This window comes from Eubacterium sp. SB2, assembly GCF_001244405.1.
Lineage (GTDB): Bacteria > Bacillota > Clostridia > Lachnospirales > Lachnospiraceae > Faecalicatena > Faecalicatena contortus_B.
On sequence record NZ_LN865153.1, the window covers coordinates 567,442 to 584,998 of the forward strand.

The 17,557-nt window shown below is 47.5% G+C and carries 16 protein-coding genes and 1 tRNA gene; 1 reads left to right on the forward strand and 16 read right to left on the reverse strand.

Features of this window, described 5'->3' with window-relative positions:
• Window positions 1-11: 11 nt before the first annotated feature.
• The 5 genes from thyA to BN1938_RS15015 form a co-directional block, all read right to left on the reverse strand.
• On the reverse strand, window positions 12-860 hold the full coding sequence (gene thyA, locus BN1938_RS14995; protein ID WP_050641378.1) for a thymidylate synthase: 849 nt from the start codon (window positions 858-860) through the stop codon (window positions 12-14).
• Window positions 861-935: 75 nt separating this feature from the next.
• Window positions 936-1,370: a MarR family winged helix-turn-helix transcriptional regulator gene (locus tag BN1938_RS15000; protein WP_025655297.1), complete on the reverse strand. Its 435-nt coding sequence runs from the start codon at window positions 1,368-1,370 to the stop codon at window positions 936-938.
• Window positions 1,371-1,485: 115 nt separating this feature from the next.
• The gene (locus tag BN1938_RS15005) at window positions 1,486-2,769 is read right to left on the reverse strand and encodes a homoserine dehydrogenase (protein ID WP_187376318.1); all 1,284 of its coding nucleotides are present in this window, start codon (window positions 2,767-2,769) and stop codon (window positions 1,486-1,488) included.
• Between the two features lie 156 nt (window positions 2,770-2,925).
• The gene (locus BN1938_RS15010) at window positions 2,926-3,594 is read right to left on the reverse strand and encodes a hypothetical protein (RefSeq protein WP_050641379.1); all 669 of its coding nucleotides are present in this window, start codon (window positions 3,592-3,594) and stop codon (window positions 2,926-2,928) included.
• A 236-nt stretch (window positions 3,595-3,830) separates the two neighbouring features.
• Window positions 3,831-3,903, reverse strand: a tRNA-Gly gene (locus tag BN1938_RS15015).
• Between the two features lie 317 nt (window positions 3,904-4,220).
• Between BN1938_RS15015 and BN1938_RS15020 the strand changes: the two genes are divergently transcribed.
• Window positions 4,221-4,445 carry a helix-turn-helix domain-containing protein gene (locus tag BN1938_RS15020; protein ID WP_154253319.1) on the forward strand — a complete coding sequence of 75 codons (225 nt, stop codon included), beginning with the start codon at window positions 4,221-4,223 and terminating at the stop codon, window positions 4,443-4,445.
• Window positions 4,446-4,583: 138 nt separating this feature from the next.
• Here BN1938_RS15020 and BN1938_RS15025 read toward each other — a convergent pair whose 3' ends face one another.
• The 11 genes from BN1938_RS15025 to hemZ all read right to left on the reverse strand — a co-directional run bounded on the left by BN1938_RS15025 (window position 4,584) and on the right by hemZ (window position 17,557).
• On the reverse strand, window positions 4,584-5,336 hold the full coding sequence (locus BN1938_RS15025; RefSeq protein WP_148487228.1) for a copper homeostasis protein CutC: 753 nt from the start codon (window positions 5,334-5,336) through the stop codon (window positions 4,584-4,586).
• Window positions 5,337-5,408: 72 nt separating this feature from the next.
• The gene (gene nagA / locus BN1938_RS15030) at window positions 5,409-6,539 is read right to left on the reverse strand and encodes an N-acetylglucosamine-6-phosphate deacetylase (protein ID WP_050641381.1); all 1,131 of its coding nucleotides are present in this window, start codon (window positions 6,537-6,539) and stop codon (window positions 5,409-5,411) included.
• 169 nt (window positions 6,540-6,708) lie between these two features.
• On the reverse strand, window positions 6,709-7,413 hold the full coding sequence (locus BN1938_RS15035; protein ID WP_050641382.1) for an SIS domain-containing protein: 705 nt from the start codon (window positions 7,411-7,413) through the stop codon (window positions 6,709-6,711).
• 21 nt (window positions 7,414-7,434) lie between these two features.
• Window positions 7,435-8,247: a PTS system mannose/fructose/sorbose family transporter subunit IID gene (locus tag BN1938_RS15040; RefSeq protein ID WP_050641383.1), complete on the reverse strand. Its 813-nt coding sequence runs from the start codon at window positions 8,245-8,247 to the stop codon at window positions 7,435-7,437.
• Window positions 8,228-9,031 (reverse strand): PTS mannose/fructose/sorbose/N-acetylgalactosamine transporter subunit IIC, encoded by an 804-nt coding sequence (locus tag BN1938_RS15045; RefSeq protein WP_050641384.1) that lies wholly within the window; start codon window positions 9,029-9,031, stop codon window positions 8,228-8,230. Before BN1938_RS15045 ends, BN1938_RS15040 begins: the two co-directional genes overlap by 20 nt.
• Before the next feature lie 18 nt (window positions 9,032-9,049).
• The gene (locus BN1938_RS23130; protein WP_082203026.1) at window positions 9,050-9,943 is read right to left on the reverse strand and encodes a PTS sugar transporter subunit IIAB; all 894 of its coding nucleotides are present in this window, start codon (window positions 9,941-9,943) and stop codon (window positions 9,050-9,052) included.
• A gap of 13 nt (window positions 9,944-9,956) precedes the next feature.
• Window positions 9,957-11,291 (reverse strand): alpha-L-fucosidase, encoded by a 1,335-nt coding sequence (locus BN1938_RS15055; protein ID WP_050642713.1) that lies wholly within the window; start codon window positions 11,289-11,291, stop codon window positions 9,957-9,959.
• A gap of 1,017 nt (window positions 11,292-12,308) precedes the next feature.
• On the reverse strand, window positions 12,309-13,127 hold the full coding sequence (locus BN1938_RS15060; RefSeq protein WP_050641385.1) for a MurR/RpiR family transcriptional regulator: 819 nt from the start codon (window positions 13,125-13,127) through the stop codon (window positions 12,309-12,311).
• Window positions 13,128-13,138: 11 nt separating this feature from the next.
• A complete protein-coding gene (aspS, locus tag BN1938_RS15065; protein WP_050641386.1) occupies window positions 13,139-14,923 on the reverse strand; it encodes an aspartate--tRNA ligase in 1,785 nt (594 codons plus the stop codon).
• A gap of 76 nt (window positions 14,924-14,999) precedes the next feature.
• A complete protein-coding gene (gene hisS / locus BN1938_RS15070) occupies window positions 15,000-16,265 on the reverse strand; it encodes a histidine--tRNA ligase (RefSeq protein WP_050641387.1) in 1,266 nt (421 codons plus the stop codon).
• On the reverse strand, window positions 16,256-17,557 hold the full coding sequence (gene hemZ / locus BN1938_RS15075; protein ID WP_369794801.1) for a coproporphyrinogen dehydrogenase HemZ: 1,302 nt from the start codon (window positions 17,555-17,557) through the stop codon (window positions 16,256-16,258). The genes hisS and hemZ overlap by 10 nt, the downstream gene beginning before the upstream one ends.

The following is a 17,557-nucleotide window of genomic DNA, read 5'->3' on the forward strand; positions in this document are numbered from 1 at the left end:
TGACTGCCCCTCTATACTGCAATCGGAATATTTTTAATCTGAGGATGTGTCTCATAATGGTCCAGCCTCACATCATCCGTCGTAAAGGCATAGAAATCCTTCACTTCCGGGTTCAGCCAAAACTGCGGCGCCGGAAGCGGCTCCCTGGAAATCAGCTCTTCAATCAGAGGTATATGCCTGTCATAAATATGAGCATCCGCAATCACATGTACAAATTCCCCCGGCTGCATATCACAAACCTGCGCCAGCATATGGACAAGCACCGCGTACTGGCACACATTCCAGTTATTAGCCGCCAGCACATCCTGAGACCGCTGATTCAGAATCGCATTCAGCGTCAGCTTATCGCTTCCATTTTCCTTTGTCACATTAAACGTCATACTATAAGCACAAGGATACAGATTCATCTCATGCAGATCCTGATGTACATAAATATTGGTCATGATCCTGCGGCTGTAGGGATTATTCTTCAGATCGTAGATCACCCGGTCCACCTGGTCCATCATCCCTTCCCGGTACTGGTGCTTCACGCCCATCTGATACCCGTAAGCCTTCCCAATCGAACCATCCCCGTCAGCCCAGCTGTCCCAAATATGGCTGTTCAGCTCATGAATATTATTCGACTTCTTCTGCCAGATCCAAAGCAGCTCGTCCACACAGCTCTTAATCCCCGTCCTGCGCAGCGTAAGCGCCGGAAACTCCTTCCTCAGATCATACCTGTTCACAACCCCAAATCGTTTTACTGTATAAGCCGGCGCGCCATCCTCCCACACGGGACGCACCTTTTCCCCCTCCGTACTGGTGCCATGATCAATAATATCCCGGCACATTCCAATAAAAACCTTATCTGCGTAACTCATGTCGCTCCTTCCTCAAAGGGGTCTGACCCCTTTGCTTACCATATTCTGAATATTCTGAAAATTCCCATCTATTTTTTATGGGTCTGAGATGTTATAAAGCATCTTCTCCAGACCTCTGTTTAATGCCGCAATCTCTTTTTTTGTCATTCCTCTGGTCATCTCTCTGTCCATCTTTCTGCGGTCAGCTTCCATCCTGCGCTGAATATCATATGCCTTTTCTGTCAGATAAATATTCTTTCTCCGTTTGTCAGCTGCGTTGGGGACACAGAGAATAAAACCTTTTTCATCCAGCCTCTTTAAGAGTCCGGTTACCGTTGGATTCTTCAGACTCAGATGGCGTTCTACATCCCTCTGGTTCACTTCTTCTTTGTTCGTATGAAACAGATAATCCAGCACCGCACACTGGGAAGCTGTAATTCCAATAGTTTTAAGCTTTCCGTTCAAGTCTTTCTCAAAGACGTTGTTGATCTGTTTTATAGTAAATCCAATCGGCTGGTTTCTTCGCTCCATGGTTTTCTCCTTTCCGTACTGGCAATATATAGCTTGCTATACACTGTTATACCATTATAAAAGAGGTGTGTCAACTTCATCACACCCCTTTTATGAAAGTCCTGTATTGCCGGATCTAGTACTCGCGGATAATACTACTGATTTCCAGTATACTCTCCATTTCCTTTAGTCCGGTCAGAGCATCCTGTAAATGATATTCTTTTACCTTTTCTGTCACGATAACAAGTTCCGCCTGGTTCTCCTTTACATGCTTCTGGACAACCCTTGCAATGCTTACCTTATGGTCTCCAAAAACCTGTGCGATACACGCCAGCACGCCTGGCTGGTTTTTCACCTGCATCCTCAGAAAAAACTTATTCCTGACCTCACTAAAATCTTTAACCGGCAGTTCCCTGTAACATGTACAGCTGATTCTGCCCATACAGCCATACTGCAGGTCTCTTGCCACATCAATGATATCACCGACAACCGCACTGGCTGTCGGCAGCTCACCTGCCCCTCTTCCATAAAACATCGCGTCATCTACCGCATCGCCATGAACAAATACAGCATTAAATGAATCCCGCACGGATGCAAGCGGATGTTCTTTGTTCAGCAGCATGGGATATACCCCCACCTCGATCCCGGTTTCCGTATTATGTGCTACGCCAAGCAGCTTAATAACACTATCAAATTCTTTCGCATACGCAATATCTTCCGGAGATATTCTCGTGATCCCCTCTGTATAGACATCTTTAAATAGCACCCTGGAATGAAATGCTATAGATGCCATGATCGCTACCTTTCTTCCCGCATCAAGCCCCTCCACATCCGCAGTTGGATCGGCCTCGGCATATCCAAGTTCCGTTGCCTTCGCCAGCGCTGACTCAAAACTCATATTCTCTTCAAACATCTTCGTCAGAATATAGTTGGTAGTCCCATTTACGATCCCGATCACCTCAGAAATATCATTTCCTGCCAGACACTGCTTCAGCGGACGGATGATCGGAATCCCGCCTGCAACAGCTGCCTCAAATAAAAAATCACAATGATTCTCCTCCGCAGCGTCCAGTAGTTCCCGGCCATACTCTGCCACCAGATCCTTGTTGGCCGTTACTACATGCCTGCCGGCTTGAAGAGCCTCCAAAATCATAGTCCTGGCCGGCTCGATTCCACCCATCACTTCGATCACAATTGTTATGTCTTCATCCGCGAGTATCTCCTGCCAGTTATCAGTCAGAAGTGAGGGAGCGATCCCTTCCCTTTTCTTTCTCATATCATGCACGAGTATCCGTGATATCTCCAGTTCCGCACCTATCGTGCGTTCCATTACATCTGCTCTTCTCTGAATCAGTTTATAAACACCCTTCCCCACCGTACCCAGTCCGAGCAGCGCTGCCTTAATCTTTTGTCCCTTCATTATAACACCCCGTCTGTGCTGCGGAAATGAACAGCCTGCCAAAGAAACACCGATCCTGCTTCATTTACTTAATAACTTAACAGACTTTACACCTTCGCATGTACTATGTAATCCATATAAATATAAGCCTCAGGACACGAAATCAGTGTCCTGCAGTTATGAAATTTTCTGTTCCAATCCTTTTACTCTTGTCTCTAAATCTGAATACTTTTCCGCCAGCAGATTAATCGTACTGCTTTCTATTCTGATTGCATTTACCGCTGACTCCAGAGAAACCATCCGGTTCTCAAGCCTTTCAAAATGTCTGTTGGCTTTCTCCTGCACAAAATCAAGTTCCTCAAGAAGATTATTTTCGAGTCTATACAGACTATCAGCCATTTCTTTTTTCGTCGGCATCTCCGACAGCCTTGCATCCAGTTCTGCTTTCGTCGGCATCTCACACAGCCTTGCATCCAGTTCTGCTTTCGTCGGCATCTCACACAGCCTTGCATCCAGTTCCGCTTTCGTCGGCATCTCACACAGCCTTGCACCTAGTTCCGCTTTCGTCGGCATCTCACACAGCCTTGCATCCAGTTCTGCTTTCGTCGGCATCTCACACAGCCTTGCATCCAGTTCCGCTTTCGTCGGCATCTCACAGAGCCTTGCACCTAGTTCCGCTTTCGTCGGCATTTCACACAGCCTTGCATCCAGTTCTGCCTTCGTCGGCATTTCACACAGCCTTGCATCCAGTTCTGCCTTCGTCGGCATCTCACACAGCCTTGCATCCAGCTTTTTATCCATCATATCGGAAATTGCCTGCAAAAACTGTTCTTCTGATATGAACATGCTTACCACCTCACCTTTTGTGTGGACATTATAACACATGCCCCGGTATAAAGTCTATTAAATTATCAAGGTACTTCCCCTTGGAAATCAGCTGAAAATTCAATGCCTGAACGACAGAAAATAAATAGATTTATGTAGAGAATCTGATATACTAAAATGGGCATTAAAATAATCACCTAATTTGCTTAGACAATTATTTTAACACCCATCCATGTATCCTTTTAAGGATAACTGAGAGCGATAGACGGGATTCGAACCCGCGACCCCGACCTTGGCAAGGTCGTACTCTACCAACTGAGCCACTATCGCGTATCTTGTGTGTTCCCTGACCGGAACAATAATTACTATACTATATGCAGTCCGTATTGTCAACAATTTTTTCAAACTTTTTTAACTTTTTTATTTTTTCTGCAAACTTGCTTTAATCTGCCCTCACCGGCCGCTTTGTCTATTTCTCCATAATGCCACGAATATACCAGTGTTTTCCATTTGTATTTCTACATCCCGTAATATAAAATAGACACATTGCGTCTTTTAATAAAATACCTGCAGATCATCCCTGGGTACGTTCGAAAGAATCCCCCCCGGGACGTCCATAAATTTTCAAATTAGATTGGGTAAATACGATGATTACTAATGATTCAATCGGCCAGAATATACGGCGCCTGAGAAAAGAACGTAATATGACACAGTTACATTTAGCAGAAAAGCTTCATCTCCACCGGGCCACTTTGTGCTCCTATGAGTGCGGCAAACGGCTCCCCGATATATTTATTCTGATATCGATTGCAGATACATTTCAGGTAAGTTTGGATACACTTGTAAACAGAAATATCTGTTTTACTGAATAGGCCTGTCTGGTTCCGGAAATCGTTTTCCTAAACCATAAACAGGCCTGTATCATACTACATTGCAAAGCAGGATGTATCACTTTTATGCTTTATCGCATCAAGCTCCTATATCGCATCATGCCGTCCCGATATCGGCTGCTAACCACACATCTTATGCAGCACCGCCGCAGCCTGTCTGACAGCCTCCTCAGAAGTTTTCCAGAGCAGATACTCATTTCTCTCCGGCAGGCCCATGCTGGCTCCTTCCATGCGGAATTGCATGGCGCTTTCTACCTCCTGTTTTCCAGACATATGGAAGGAGGTTATCCCGGCAGCCGGTACAAGTTTCTCAATCACCCCGGCCTGTATTCCACCGGCCGCCAGAATCTCGATTCTGCCTGCGCTCTTCTCCTCCAGCTTGGCCAAAACATCCCGGCCATCCAAACCGGTTTCTTTCTGCCCGCTGGTCAAAATCGTCTTCATCCCTATTGATACCGCCTCTTCCAGCGCTTTATATGGATCCTTGCATACATCAAAGCATCTGTGCAGTGCAACGTCCATATTTCCTGCCGCTTTCACCAGTTCTGACATTCTTCCGGTATCGAGCGTGCCGTCCGGATTCAGCATGCCGACAACCGCCCCGGAAGCTCCAAGTTCCCGGTACATCTGCACTTCTTCTTTCAATTGTTCAAACTCATAATCATTATAGCAGTAATCCCCGTATCTGGGACGTAGCAGCACACGTACACGAATATCCGTATATTTGCGCACCAGCTTGAATAACGCCTGTCCCGGCGTCACACCCCCGATCACCAGATTGCTGCACAGTTCGATCCTGTCTGCGCCTCCTTTTTCCGCTGCTATTGCGGACTCTACGCAGTCCGCACATACTTCCAATACATACTTTCCCATTTTTTCTCCTTTCATGCCCACTTCTGCCTTAAATAAATATCCGAATTGATTATCACTGTCTGCCCATGTATTTCAGCCACATATTAATTTACCACAGCTGAATGTGTTCTTCAAATGAAATTCTCCGTCCAGAACAAGGATATCCGCATCCTTTCCCACAGACAGCATCCCTTTGTGCTCCAGCCCAAACTCTTCTGCCTGGTTAACAGAACTCATCTGAACAGCATCTTCCAGTGAAGCCCCCGTGAAGTCCATGATATTGCGGAATGCCTGAATAAATGTCAGAACGCTTCCTGCTATCGTACCGTCTTCCAGCCTGGCTGTCCCATCCTTTACATACACCTTCTGTCCGCCCAGCTCACTTAAACCTTCCGGCATCCCCTTGGCTCTCATGGAGTCCGTGATCAGTTCAATCCCGCCGCTTCCTTTTATTTCATAGGCAAGCCGCACCATCTCCGGTACAATATGAATTCCGTCACAGATAATCTCAGCCTTCACCCCCGGCGTCAAAAGGCCGTATCCGGTCACTCCCGGCTCTCTGTGGTTTAAGCCTCTCTGTGCATTGTAAAGATGGGTAATATGGCTTGCACGGCTGCGTCCAAGCTCTGCATAAAGTGCATTCGAATGCCCGGCGCTTAAGACTACCTTGTGCTCCTCACACCAAGCCTCAAACTGTGTGTCCGCTTCCTCAGGAGCATATGTCACAAGCCGGATCATTCCGCCGCTGATCTGATTCCACTCCTCCAGCACTTTCTCATCCGGTTTTTTAATATAAGAGGCATCCTGCGCACCTTTAAACTTTTCGGAAATAAACGGTCCCTCAACATGGATTCCCTGGATGATCGGGTTCATTTTTGCCGCACTGCAGATATTTTTCATCGCTTCTTCTATCTTATCATAAGTTTGTGTCATGGTTGTACAGAAATAGGAAGTGATCCCTTCCTCTGCAGCCATTTTATTCACCATGCTGCTGATTTCTCCAGGCAGTGCATCCATATTGTCTTGACCATATCCGCCATGGCTGTGGACATCAATAAATCCCGGAATCAGAATATTCCCTTCCGTCGCAACCTCCTCGTCGCCGGCCTTTTCCGTAAAGCTTTCCATATCACCTACTTCTGTAATTTTCTGGTCAAATCGGATATATCCCCGGTAAATCACTTCTTTGCCGGTGTATATTTTCTTATCTTTTATTAACTTCATATCATCCTCCATTCTGCCGCTTGCCACGGTCTTCTTATTTTTTGTCCGGTTCTCGTTTTTTCAGCGCAATGAAAACGCCGTAGCATAATAGCACTCACCGTTTCTCCTGTTTCATATAATACATCAAATAGAAAAAGAACCGTAAAAACGGCCCTCTTTCTCTATATCTTTAAATATGCCAGATTCTGTCCGCATATTTCTGTTCCAGGACATTGTTAAACTCCCTGCCGCCATCTATATTCGCACTCTTATAGACCGGAGCCTCATATCCCTTTTCGGTCATGTCTTTCACAGCCTCATAAATTGTCTGCTGCAGAAGAAGGCATGTACTGAATGAGGATGTACCGCACACCTTGCTGTCAAGCCCTTCTATGTCCAGAGAGGCGTCTCCGAAGGTGGACTGGTTGTCCAGAACCACATCGGCAAATTCATATAACAGTTTTCCTGAAGAATGTCTGGAAGTGGAACTGCTGGATACTTCCAGCGCTGTCACTACAATTAACTTGTTGCCTTTTTTCTTAATATGTTCTGCCATCTCGATCGTCATTGGATTTCTCCCTGAGTTGGAGATCAGGATGAAAATATCGTTTGGCTGTATGTCTACGCAGCGCATCAGGAACGGCGCAACGCCTTCCACGCTTTCATACATGCCTTCTGCTCTGTCTCGTATAACCTTGCTTGGTATCAGACCGCCTGCTCGTCCGCACACTTCAATCGCCCCGGCATAGGAATGCCCGCTGCCGAATGCCTGCAGAATACCGCCTTTTTGGATCGATTCTGAAATCAAAAGTGCGGCTGCATGAATATTCTCTGCCTGCGTATTTTCCAGTTTCTCCATAACTTCTTTTGCCTTGTCAAAAAATTCCAGTCCCATAACGCTCTCCTTGTCTTTCAATTATGCTAATAATCCGATAGCATAGAATACGATAGATGCCACCATAATAATTAAAATTGCTTTTGTTGAAGTCATTTTTTTCTTGCCGAGCAGGAAATAAATCCCAGCTACTACAAGTACCGGCACGAGGCTTGGCATAATCTGATCCACAATTGCCTGGCCTTCCAAAGTTACATCACCGGATTTAAAGTTTGCCGCAATATTGGCCTTTACAACTGTAGGGATCAGCGCACCCACAACGGTTATTCCAAGAAGGGTGGCTGCGTGTGTAAGAGCATCCAGCTTATCCTTTGCAGAGGTAACCAGCTTTGTTCCCTCGCGGTAACCAATTCCTGTTGTAAAATATCTGAAAATCAGTATTGCAATATTGACAAGCAGCCAGATCACAACACCTGTCACATTTCCATTCTGTCCCATATAAGCTGCAATAGAACCGAAAATGGTTGGGATCAGTACTCCGAAAATAGTGTCGCCCACGCCTGCAAACGGTCCCATCAGACCTGTCTTGATACCACTGGCTGCATCCTTCGCCGTTTTACCGCCTGACTCTTCTGTCGCTGCATCAATTCCCAGTATAAATCCTCCCATATGCGGTGTGGTGTTAAAAAACTGCACATGGTTTCTCATCATCTCTTTTAAGTCCTCGGACTTTTTGTATAACTTTCTCAATATAGGCAGGATCGCATAGAGATAACCGACACCCATCATTTTCTCATAATTCCATGTAATCTGGGATGCCAGAATCCATCTTTTGCTGACCCTTTTAATATCCTGATCTGTAATCTTCTCCTGATTAATCTTCAAATTCTCCATCTAACAATCCCTCCTGAGCTGATCCTGTATTAACCGTAACTACTTTCTGGTTTTTCTCCAGAAACTGTTTAAATGCAACGACTGCCAATGCTGTACCTAATATTGCCACTCCGACCATAGGAACACTTAAATATGCAGCAGCAAAAAATCCAACCAGAAGATATGAGATATAACTCTTCACCGGAAGGTATCTCAGCAGGATTGCGATACCGACTGCCGGAAGCAGTCCGCCTGCAACTGTAAGTCCGCCCATCAGCCATTCCGGCATGTAGTCCACAATCAGATTGACCAGATTTTGTCCGAAAATCAACATTAAAAATACGGGAAGTGCTCTGGAAAGCCCCCAGGACAAAGATCCCAGCCAGGTATTTCTTCCAATGGCCTTAAAGTCCATTCTCTCTACAGCCGCCTCTACTCTTTTCGCAAAGAATACGTTGCTGAATCTGGCCAGCACGTCCAGCTGTACCATCAAAAGTCCTACCGGAACCGCAAGTCCGATACCAAAATCCATTCCTTTTCCGGATGTTACTGCAAACACCGTACCGATAATTGATCCCGTCATGTAGTCCGGCATGGAAGAACCGCCGTAAGTACCAACACCCAGAATCATCAGCTGCAGGGTTGCTCCAACAGCCAGCCCCATCTTCATGTCCCCCATGATGATTCCGGCAATCGTACCTATAATAACCGGCTGGTTTCCCAGAACTGATGTGGATAAGTTTTCACAAATTGCAAAGAATGCAAGTGCTGTCAATGCAAGAATCTGCCACATTTGAATTTCCATTTTTTGTTTCCTCCTCTGCTATTTTAAATAAGATGCAAATTTCCTTTTCTCATCGTTGGGCACCATCTGTGCATATACAGGAACCCCGGATTCTTCAATGGACAGAATTGTCTGCAGCTCTTCCTGCGTACAGTAGACAGACTTTTTAATCTGTTCCCTGCCCTCTTTTATTCCCATATTTCCTATATTGACTTCTTTAACCTTAACGCCATATTCAAGTAGTTTTACAATCGTAGAGGGGTCTTTGACAATTAAAAAGACTCTTTGTCCTGCATAAATACCTTCATTCAGGCGCTTTGCAGCATTTTCAGCAGTCAGCACGCTTAGCTTCATACCCGCCGGAACTGCAGCCCTGAGTGCATTTTTAGCGATCTCGTCATTTACGATGTCATCTCCGACCACCATGATTCTGGTTGCTCCCAGTGTCCTTGTCCAGTAAGTTGCCACCTGACCATGGATCAGACGTTCATCCAGTCTGAGGTTTACAATACCGTTCTTTTCAACAGGCTCTTTATGCTCCTGTTTCTTTTCCGGCTGGCTGTCATTTTTAACACCTTCGCCCATGATCGTTTCCTTTGCCTGTTCCATCGCACTGTACAGAGTATCACCTGTATTCAGCGCTATAAGCATTCCCATGCACAATCCTGATACCAGCGCGATCCGGCTGTTTTCATGTATAACAGGTGCAGCCGCATTGAACGGTGTGCCGCCCGGCACGTCCGTAATGATGGCCTCACACTGATCGGCCCCGTTCTCTGCCAGTATTGCCCTGTAAGCCTTTTCCACAGACTCTTTTGTCATGTCTTCGGTAAATGTGACCACAAAGAACTGCGGTGCAGCCCCTGTTATCATTTCACAGCTTGCTTTGCAAGCCTTTGCATATTCTCCGTGTGAAGCAAGGATATAATACATATGTCTTCCTCCTCTAGTCTTTCAGGATAAATTCGATGACCGGTACAAGCACATCCGGTCTCTGCACCGGCAGGGTTACCAACAGAGAGTTATCCTCAAACTTGTCTTTAATATGAATCTCGGTTACCTCAGCGTTTAAATCTTTATGGGATTTTCTCTTGCCGGAAAGCCCTTCGTCCTGAATATATTTTATTTCAGAATTATCATGGACCAGCTGTGCATAGGCAACCTTTCCTCCCAGCTTTTCGATCAGCAGCGTTCTGTACGGCCATGAGAAAAGGTGCAGGTAGAGGCGGTTCCCATTCTGTGTAAAGCGTGCATCTGCCGGGACATCGTACTCGCTGGCCCCACAGCCATATATTGCCCTGCCATGCAGCCGCATCCATTCACCGACCCGGTTCAAAATCTCTTCCGTCTTTGCATCCCATTCGCCGCGGGCGTTCGGTCCGATGTTCAGCAGCATGTTACCGCCCTTGGAAACAGTATCAATCAATAACTTCGTTACCATCTCCGGTGTCTTCCAGTCCAGATTGTCTCTGTCATAGCCCCAGCTTCCGTTCAGCGTCTGGCATGCCTCCCAGACAAGCTGCTTTTTGCCGCTTTCCATCCTGGCATTACGCTGATACTGTTCCGGAGTTCCTACGCCCCGCCCAAGATCCAGGCGGTCATTCAGAATAATGTCGGGCTGAAGGGAGAGGATCATTTTCTCCAGATCCTCGGATTTCCAGTCTTCCCTGCCTTTTCCGACGGAATCTCCCCAGTCTCTGTTTGCATAGGAAAAGTCAAACCACAGATAATCGATCTTACCATAATTGGTCAGAAGCTCTCTGACCTGCCCATGCATAAACTTTGTATAGGACTCCATATCCCCCGGATGATTCTCAATATATTCTTTGTTATTTCTCTCCGGATGATACCCGTCTACCAGGAAATCCGGGTGGTTCCAGTCGATCAGAGAAAAATACAGGCCAACCTGCAGGCCCTCTGCCCTGAACGCCTCCGCATATTCTTTCACCAGATCGCGGCCATAGGCCGTATTGGTAATCTTGTAATCACTGAGTGCTGTGTCCCACAAAGCAAATCCTTCATGGTGTTTTGCTGTCAGCACCGCATATTTAAAGCCCGCTGCCTTTGCCTTTTTTGCCCATTCCCTGGCGTCCAGCAGATCCGGATTAAAGTTGTCAAAATACTTCTGATATCCATCCTTTCCAATCTGCTCCAGTGTCATTACCCATTCATGTCTGGCCGCGGCCGAAAATAATCCAAAGTGTATGAACAGCCCGAAGCGGTCCTCCATAAACCATTCAGGATTCCCATAGTCATCCGGCCATTCAAAATTCTTAATCATCTCCACACTCTGTCTCCCTTCAAATAAATTTATTATGCATAATAGATTGTCCTAATTATAAACAGATTATTTTTTTAACGTGTAAAATTTCGCAATTTGGAAACTTTTTTATGCAAATTGCAAGCATAGGATACCCCAAATTTGTGTAGTCTACACAAAAAGATGAGGGAAGGGGCGCCTGACAGAGACGGAGGGGGTGCCGGAGGGGGAAACTTTGCAGGCCTTTTTAGCGGCTGTCCGTTTGCCAAGTATCACTAGATAAAAACCGCACCGGATGAGAAGGCACCACCGGCATTCACCCCGCAATTCTGATGAATTGCGCGGCTCAGGCCGGCTTAAACTCTGCTTCGGAAGCAGAGTTTAGCCTTCTCATCCGGTGCGGTTTTTATCAAGTGATACTACGGCGCTCTCTATGCCGCTCAAAAAGGCCTGCAAAGTTTCCCCCTCCGGCACCCCCTCCGCCCCTGTCAGGCTGGGTCCATCCGGACGGGAGTTTGGGTTTATCTTTGCAGATGGAAGCGGCTTGGACGGGAGCAGTGGATCAAATTGACTGCACAGGCATATCCGGCTGCAGAATTAAGATGAGGATATATATTGATCAAATGCACAATAACCAACCCGGTGCTTTTCATCCTATACCGGCACCCTTCCCGCATCCCCATCCAAAATCCGCCTCTCCCGCCTAAAAAACTCTCAGTTTCCCCGCTAAACTCCCGCCCCCGGAACGCCCCAGCAGTACAGCGCATAGAACGCCGTCCACCGCTGGAAACGGAGATAGGGGGATTGGGAAGCGTAGGTTCGGTTGTTAGCTGGAGTAAAGTAAAAAAGAAGGAAAACCGGGGTAATTTTTGTGATTCCGAATCACAAAAATTCCTGGCCCCAGCGCGCGAAGCCATCAGGCTTCGGGTGATGTGGCCAGGTTACCCCGGTTTTCCTTCTTTTTTACTCTACTCCAGCTTACAGCCGAACCCCCGCTTCCCAATCCCCCTATCTCCGTTTCCAGCGGCGGACGGCGTTCTATGGGCCTGTACTGCGCCCCCCTCCAATACATTTAAACTCCTCGACAATCATCTGGGCTATGATTCGTTCTATGAAGGGATGGTTCTGCACCCTGGTTGTGAAATGATACAGTACCGGATAGCTGACGCTTGGATCGGATGCAGCCTCCCGGTTGGAGGTGATCAGGGCAATCCTGCCCTTTGTTTTGCGAACGAAGGACCTGGACTGATCCAGGGGCTTCATCCCGTTTTCGTATATATACTGTCCTGAATTTGAGAAGATGATAATGAGTGTGTCCTCATCGGCCTCGTTGATATATTGTTCCTGCTTGACATCATAGATATTGGTCTTGATGTATTTACCCACTCCGGCTATTTCGTACATAAAATCCATTGCAACGGTCTCGGAATATACAGAACCGAATGCCGCCACCTTTTTATACTGATGCAGGGCTTTTGCGAGTTCCCTGATCTGATTTCTGTCTATGCCCGATAAGAAGTGTTCGATATCTCCCGAGAGAACGCTCAGGAATCTCTCGATACCGTATTGTTCAATGAATCTGTCCATGGGGACTTTTTCTTCGTAGTTATGGTATCCTGCCCTCTTTTTTTCATTGCGTGCATTGTCACGGAATTCCTTGTAGTCTTCAAACCCCAGTCTTTTTACAAACTTGGACAACGTGGATTTTGATATGTGGCATTTGTCCGCGACCTGGTCTATGGGCATGTGTTCGATATCTTTGATCATCCCCAGCAGGCTTTCCGCAATGTGGGCTTCTGTAGAATCATATTCCGAATCATTGAGCAGGTTAATCAGCCGATAAGCAACAATATACATGGTCCACCTTCCTATTCAGCGCTTTTAAGTTCCAGTCCCAGTTCTCCCAGCTGTTTTTCATCCACAATATTCGGCGCTTCTGTCATCAGGCAGGAAGCGTCTTTTACCTTCGGGAAGGCCATTACATCACGGATGCTGTCTTCTTTTGCCATTAGCATTACCATACGGTCCAGTCCGTATGCCAGTCCTGCGTGAGGCGGAACTCCATATTTGAAAGCATCCAGAAGGAATCCGAACTGCTCATGGGCCTGCTCTTTTGTAAATCCAAGCACCTCGAACATTTTCTCCTGCACGTCATTCTGGAATATTCGGACACTGCCGCCTCCGATTTCATTTCCGCTCAGCACGATATCGTATGCCTTTGCGCGCACTCTCCCAGGGTCAGAATCTAAATACTGCAGATCCTCTTCCATCGGCATGGTAAACGGATGGTGCATTGCCACATAACGGTTCTGCTCCTCGCTCCATTCGAGCAGCGGGAATTCCGTGATCCACACAAACTTGTACTCATTTTTATCCAGGATTTCCGTCTGTCTTGCAATTTCCAGGCGGAGATTTCCCAGAACGTCCCATACAACCTTGTTCTGATCGGCCGCAAAGAGCAGCAGATCCCCCGGCTCGCCGGACATTGCCTGTACAAGGCCCTGCATTTCATCCTCTGTCATGAATTTGGCAAAGGAAGACTTCATGCTGCCATCCTCCTGCAGTGCAATATAGGCAAGTCCCTTAGCGCCAAAGTCTTTTGCAAAATCGACCAGTTTATCGATCTTCTTGCGCGGCATGCCGCCCTGGCCTTTGGCATTGATGCCCCGGACTGTCCCGCCATTCTCCACGGCGCCTTTGAATACAACGAACTCACAATCTTTGACCGCTTCCGTCACATCCACGAGTTCCATGCCGAAACGGGTATCCGGCTTGTCGGAACCGTAACGGTCCATCGCCTCCTGCCATGTCATTCTTGGAATGGGCAGCGCTACATCCACATCCAGCACCTCTTTAAAGAGTCTTGCAAGAAGTCTTTCATTTACATCAATTACATCGTCTACGTCCACAAAGGAAAGCTCCATATCGATCTGGGTAAACTCCGGCTGTCTGTCCGCACGGAGATCCTCATCGCGGAAACATTTTGCGATCTGAAAATAGCGGTCATAACCCGAACACATCAACAGCTGCTTAAAAAGCTGCGGAGACTGGGGAAGCCCGTAAAAACTGCCCGGATGAACACGGCTCGGCACCAGGTAGTCCCTTGCGCCCTCCGGAGTGCTCTTACCGAGTATCGGAGTCTCAATCTCCAAAAATCCCTCTTCAGAAAGGAACTGTCTGGTAAGTGTAGCAATCCGGCTTCTCATCATCAGGTTCTTCTGCAGATCCGGCCTTCTCAGATCCAGATATCTGTATTTTAGGCGGAGTTCTTCCTTTGTTTTGCTGTTCTCTTCAATCGGGAACGGAGGGGTCTCTGATTCGGAAAGGATCCGCAGTTCATCCGCCCTGATTTCAATCTCTCCTGTTGCAAGGTTTTCATTCACAGCGCCGCTGCGCGCTTCCACCCTGCCCACAACGGCAATTACAAACTCACTGCGCAGCTTCGCAGCTTTATCGATCAGGGCAGACTTATCCTCCCCCTCAAACACAATCTGCAGAATACCGGAACGGTCTCTCAGGTCCACAAACACAATCCCGCCCTTGTTTCTGTTCTTCTGGACCCAGCCCATAACCGTTACCATCTCACCGATATTTGAACTGGACAACTCACCGCAGCGGTGAGTTCTCTTTAATCCTTTCATTGATTCAGCCATTTCCTATTCATCCTTTCTTCATAGGGGTCTGACCCCTTTGCAAAAGGGTCAGACCCCGTTCACACTTTTTTCACATTTAGAGAGTATCTATGGAATCCCGATAACATTCTACGATGTCTGCGTATCCCTGTTCTGTCAGCTGTTCCTTCTGGAACTTTTTGTTCTTCTTCATATTGGCGATCATAACCTGCCGCCCTGCCGCGCGCTCTGCTTTTGCCAGGTTCAGCACTTTCAGCATACCTTCCTGTGGCATATTTTTCTCGATCAAAAATGCCTTTTTATCCCGGCTGGCCGGCACCTGATAGCCCCGCTCCAGCAATAACATGACAATCCGCTCGAAGCCGATGGAGAACCCTACCGCCGGGGTGTTCTGCCCGGTGAATTTTCCGATCATCTCATCGTAGCGTCCTCCGCCGCCAACAGAACCACCAAACTCATCCATGGAGATTTCAAATATAGTTCCGGTATAATAAGACATGCCGCGCACCAGTGTGGGATCAAATGTGATTCTGAAATCCGCTTCTTTTGCACTGTCTACGCTCGTAATAATCATTTCCAGTGAAGCCGCCGCTTCATCCTCGAGAAAGCCTTCCAGCTTCTCTTTGCAGTAGCGTACGCCTTCCACGTCCCCCGTAATTTCTTTAAATAACTGAAGATATTTTTCCACCGTTTCTTTTGCATAACCGCAATCCTCTAATTCTGCTGCCACACCGTCCATTCCGATCTTGTCCATCTTGTCCAGTGTAATGAATACATTTTCATAGTCTGTTTCCTGAAATCCGCTGTATGCTGCCATTGCCTTTAAAAATCTTCTGTCATTGATGCGGATGGTAAAGTTTTTAAAATCCAGCTTTCCAAGCAGGGTGGATGTGGCAAGGATCAGTTCGATCTCGGCCAGGTTGCCCGGCTCTCCTAAAATGTCAATATCACACTGCATAAACTGACGGAAACGTCCTCTCTGGGGTCTGTCGGCACGCCATACATTTCCCATCTGCAGCGCCTTAAAAGGGGATGGCAGGTCGTTCGCATTGTTGGAGTAATAACGGCACAGCGGCACAGTCAGGTCATAGCGCAGGCCGCCGTCCACAAGATCCGCCTCTTCCCGGGCCGCATCAATTTTCAGCTTTTCTCCTCTTTTCAGGATCTTAAAAATCAGCTTTTCATTATCTCCGCCCTGTTTGCTGCACAGATTTTCAAGATGCTCCACGCAAGGGGTCTCGATCGATGAAAATCCGAATGCCTTGTATGTTTCCTTAATGAGCCCGATACAGTAATCCCTGATTTCCATTTCTCCGGGCATCATGTCCTTCATTCCGGTAACCGGTTTTTTCTTTAACGCCATAACCATTCTCCTTTTCTCTCTATCATCTCATCAATGCGGCCGATATACTCCGCAATGTCCTTCACATTTTCAATTCTCACCAGACTTGTCTGCCTGCCGTTCTCCAGGGTAATCTTCTCCGGCAGCACGATTTTCGTGGAAGCACCGGCTCCGGCAGCCAGGATTGTCTGCTTTTCTTCCATAATTAGTATATTGTATATTCCGGCTTTGTCAACCTTTGCATAGCCAACATTTTCAAAATTTCCTGCAATATTCTTCTGCCGGTACAGATAATAAGGTAAAAGGCCCATTCTTTCCGCGGTCGCGGCGCTCTCTTCCACCATCTGCTCAATCCCGGAATGCAGGTCTATTTCCCGGTTCTCCTGCCCAAACTTCGCGGCTCTTTTGATTGCAAGCGAGTGAACCGTAAGACTGTCCGGCCCGAGTTCCTCGATCTGTCTGAGCGTATCGCGCATATCCGCGGCGTCCTCTCCGGGGAGCCCCGCAATCAAGTCCATATTAATATTCGTAAATCCCAGTCTCCTGGCCTGCCAAAACACGTCTTTCACGTCCTGGGCACTGTGTCTTCTTCCAACTGCATCCAGCGTCTTCTGCTGCATGGTCTGCGGATTCACCGAAATCCGGGTCACCGGATGACGCGCCAGTACCTCCAGCTTTTCAACCGTAATACTGTCCGGTCTTCCCGCTTCTACCGTGAATTCCAGCAGATTGTCAAAAGAAAATTCCTCCTCCAAAAGGCTTAGCAGCTGATCAAGCTGCGCTGCGTGGAGCGTGGTTGGGGTGCCTCCCCCGATATAAATCGTATTCAGCTTTCGGCCCGCTGCCGCCCTGCCGATGGCCGACACCTCTTTACACAGGGCTTCCATATACAGATCCATCTTGTCCGCCCACCGGTTAAGCGGGGACGATCCAAAGGAACAGTATGAGCAAATACTGGGGCAGAATGGGATACCTACATAAAGGCTCCAGCCATTTTTGCAGTCCAGCCGTCCCAGGAGATCCCTTTCACGCTGCGCAATCTCACATCCAAGCGCCGCTTTTTGTGGGCTGACCCCAAATACATCCTCCAGAGATCTGATCGTCTCCTCTTTGCTCATACCGTTTTCCAGCTTCTGCATTGCCAGCTTCGTCGGCCTGACGCCGGTCAGCATTCCCCAGGCAAGTGTCCTCCCGGTCACGCTGCTGAGATAATCATAGGTCTGTTTTGTCACATGCCGTTTCGTCTCCTGCCGGTCCCCCGAATGCCCGGCTTGCTCCTTCGTAATGGAAAAGCAAGAGCCCCCTTCCAACAC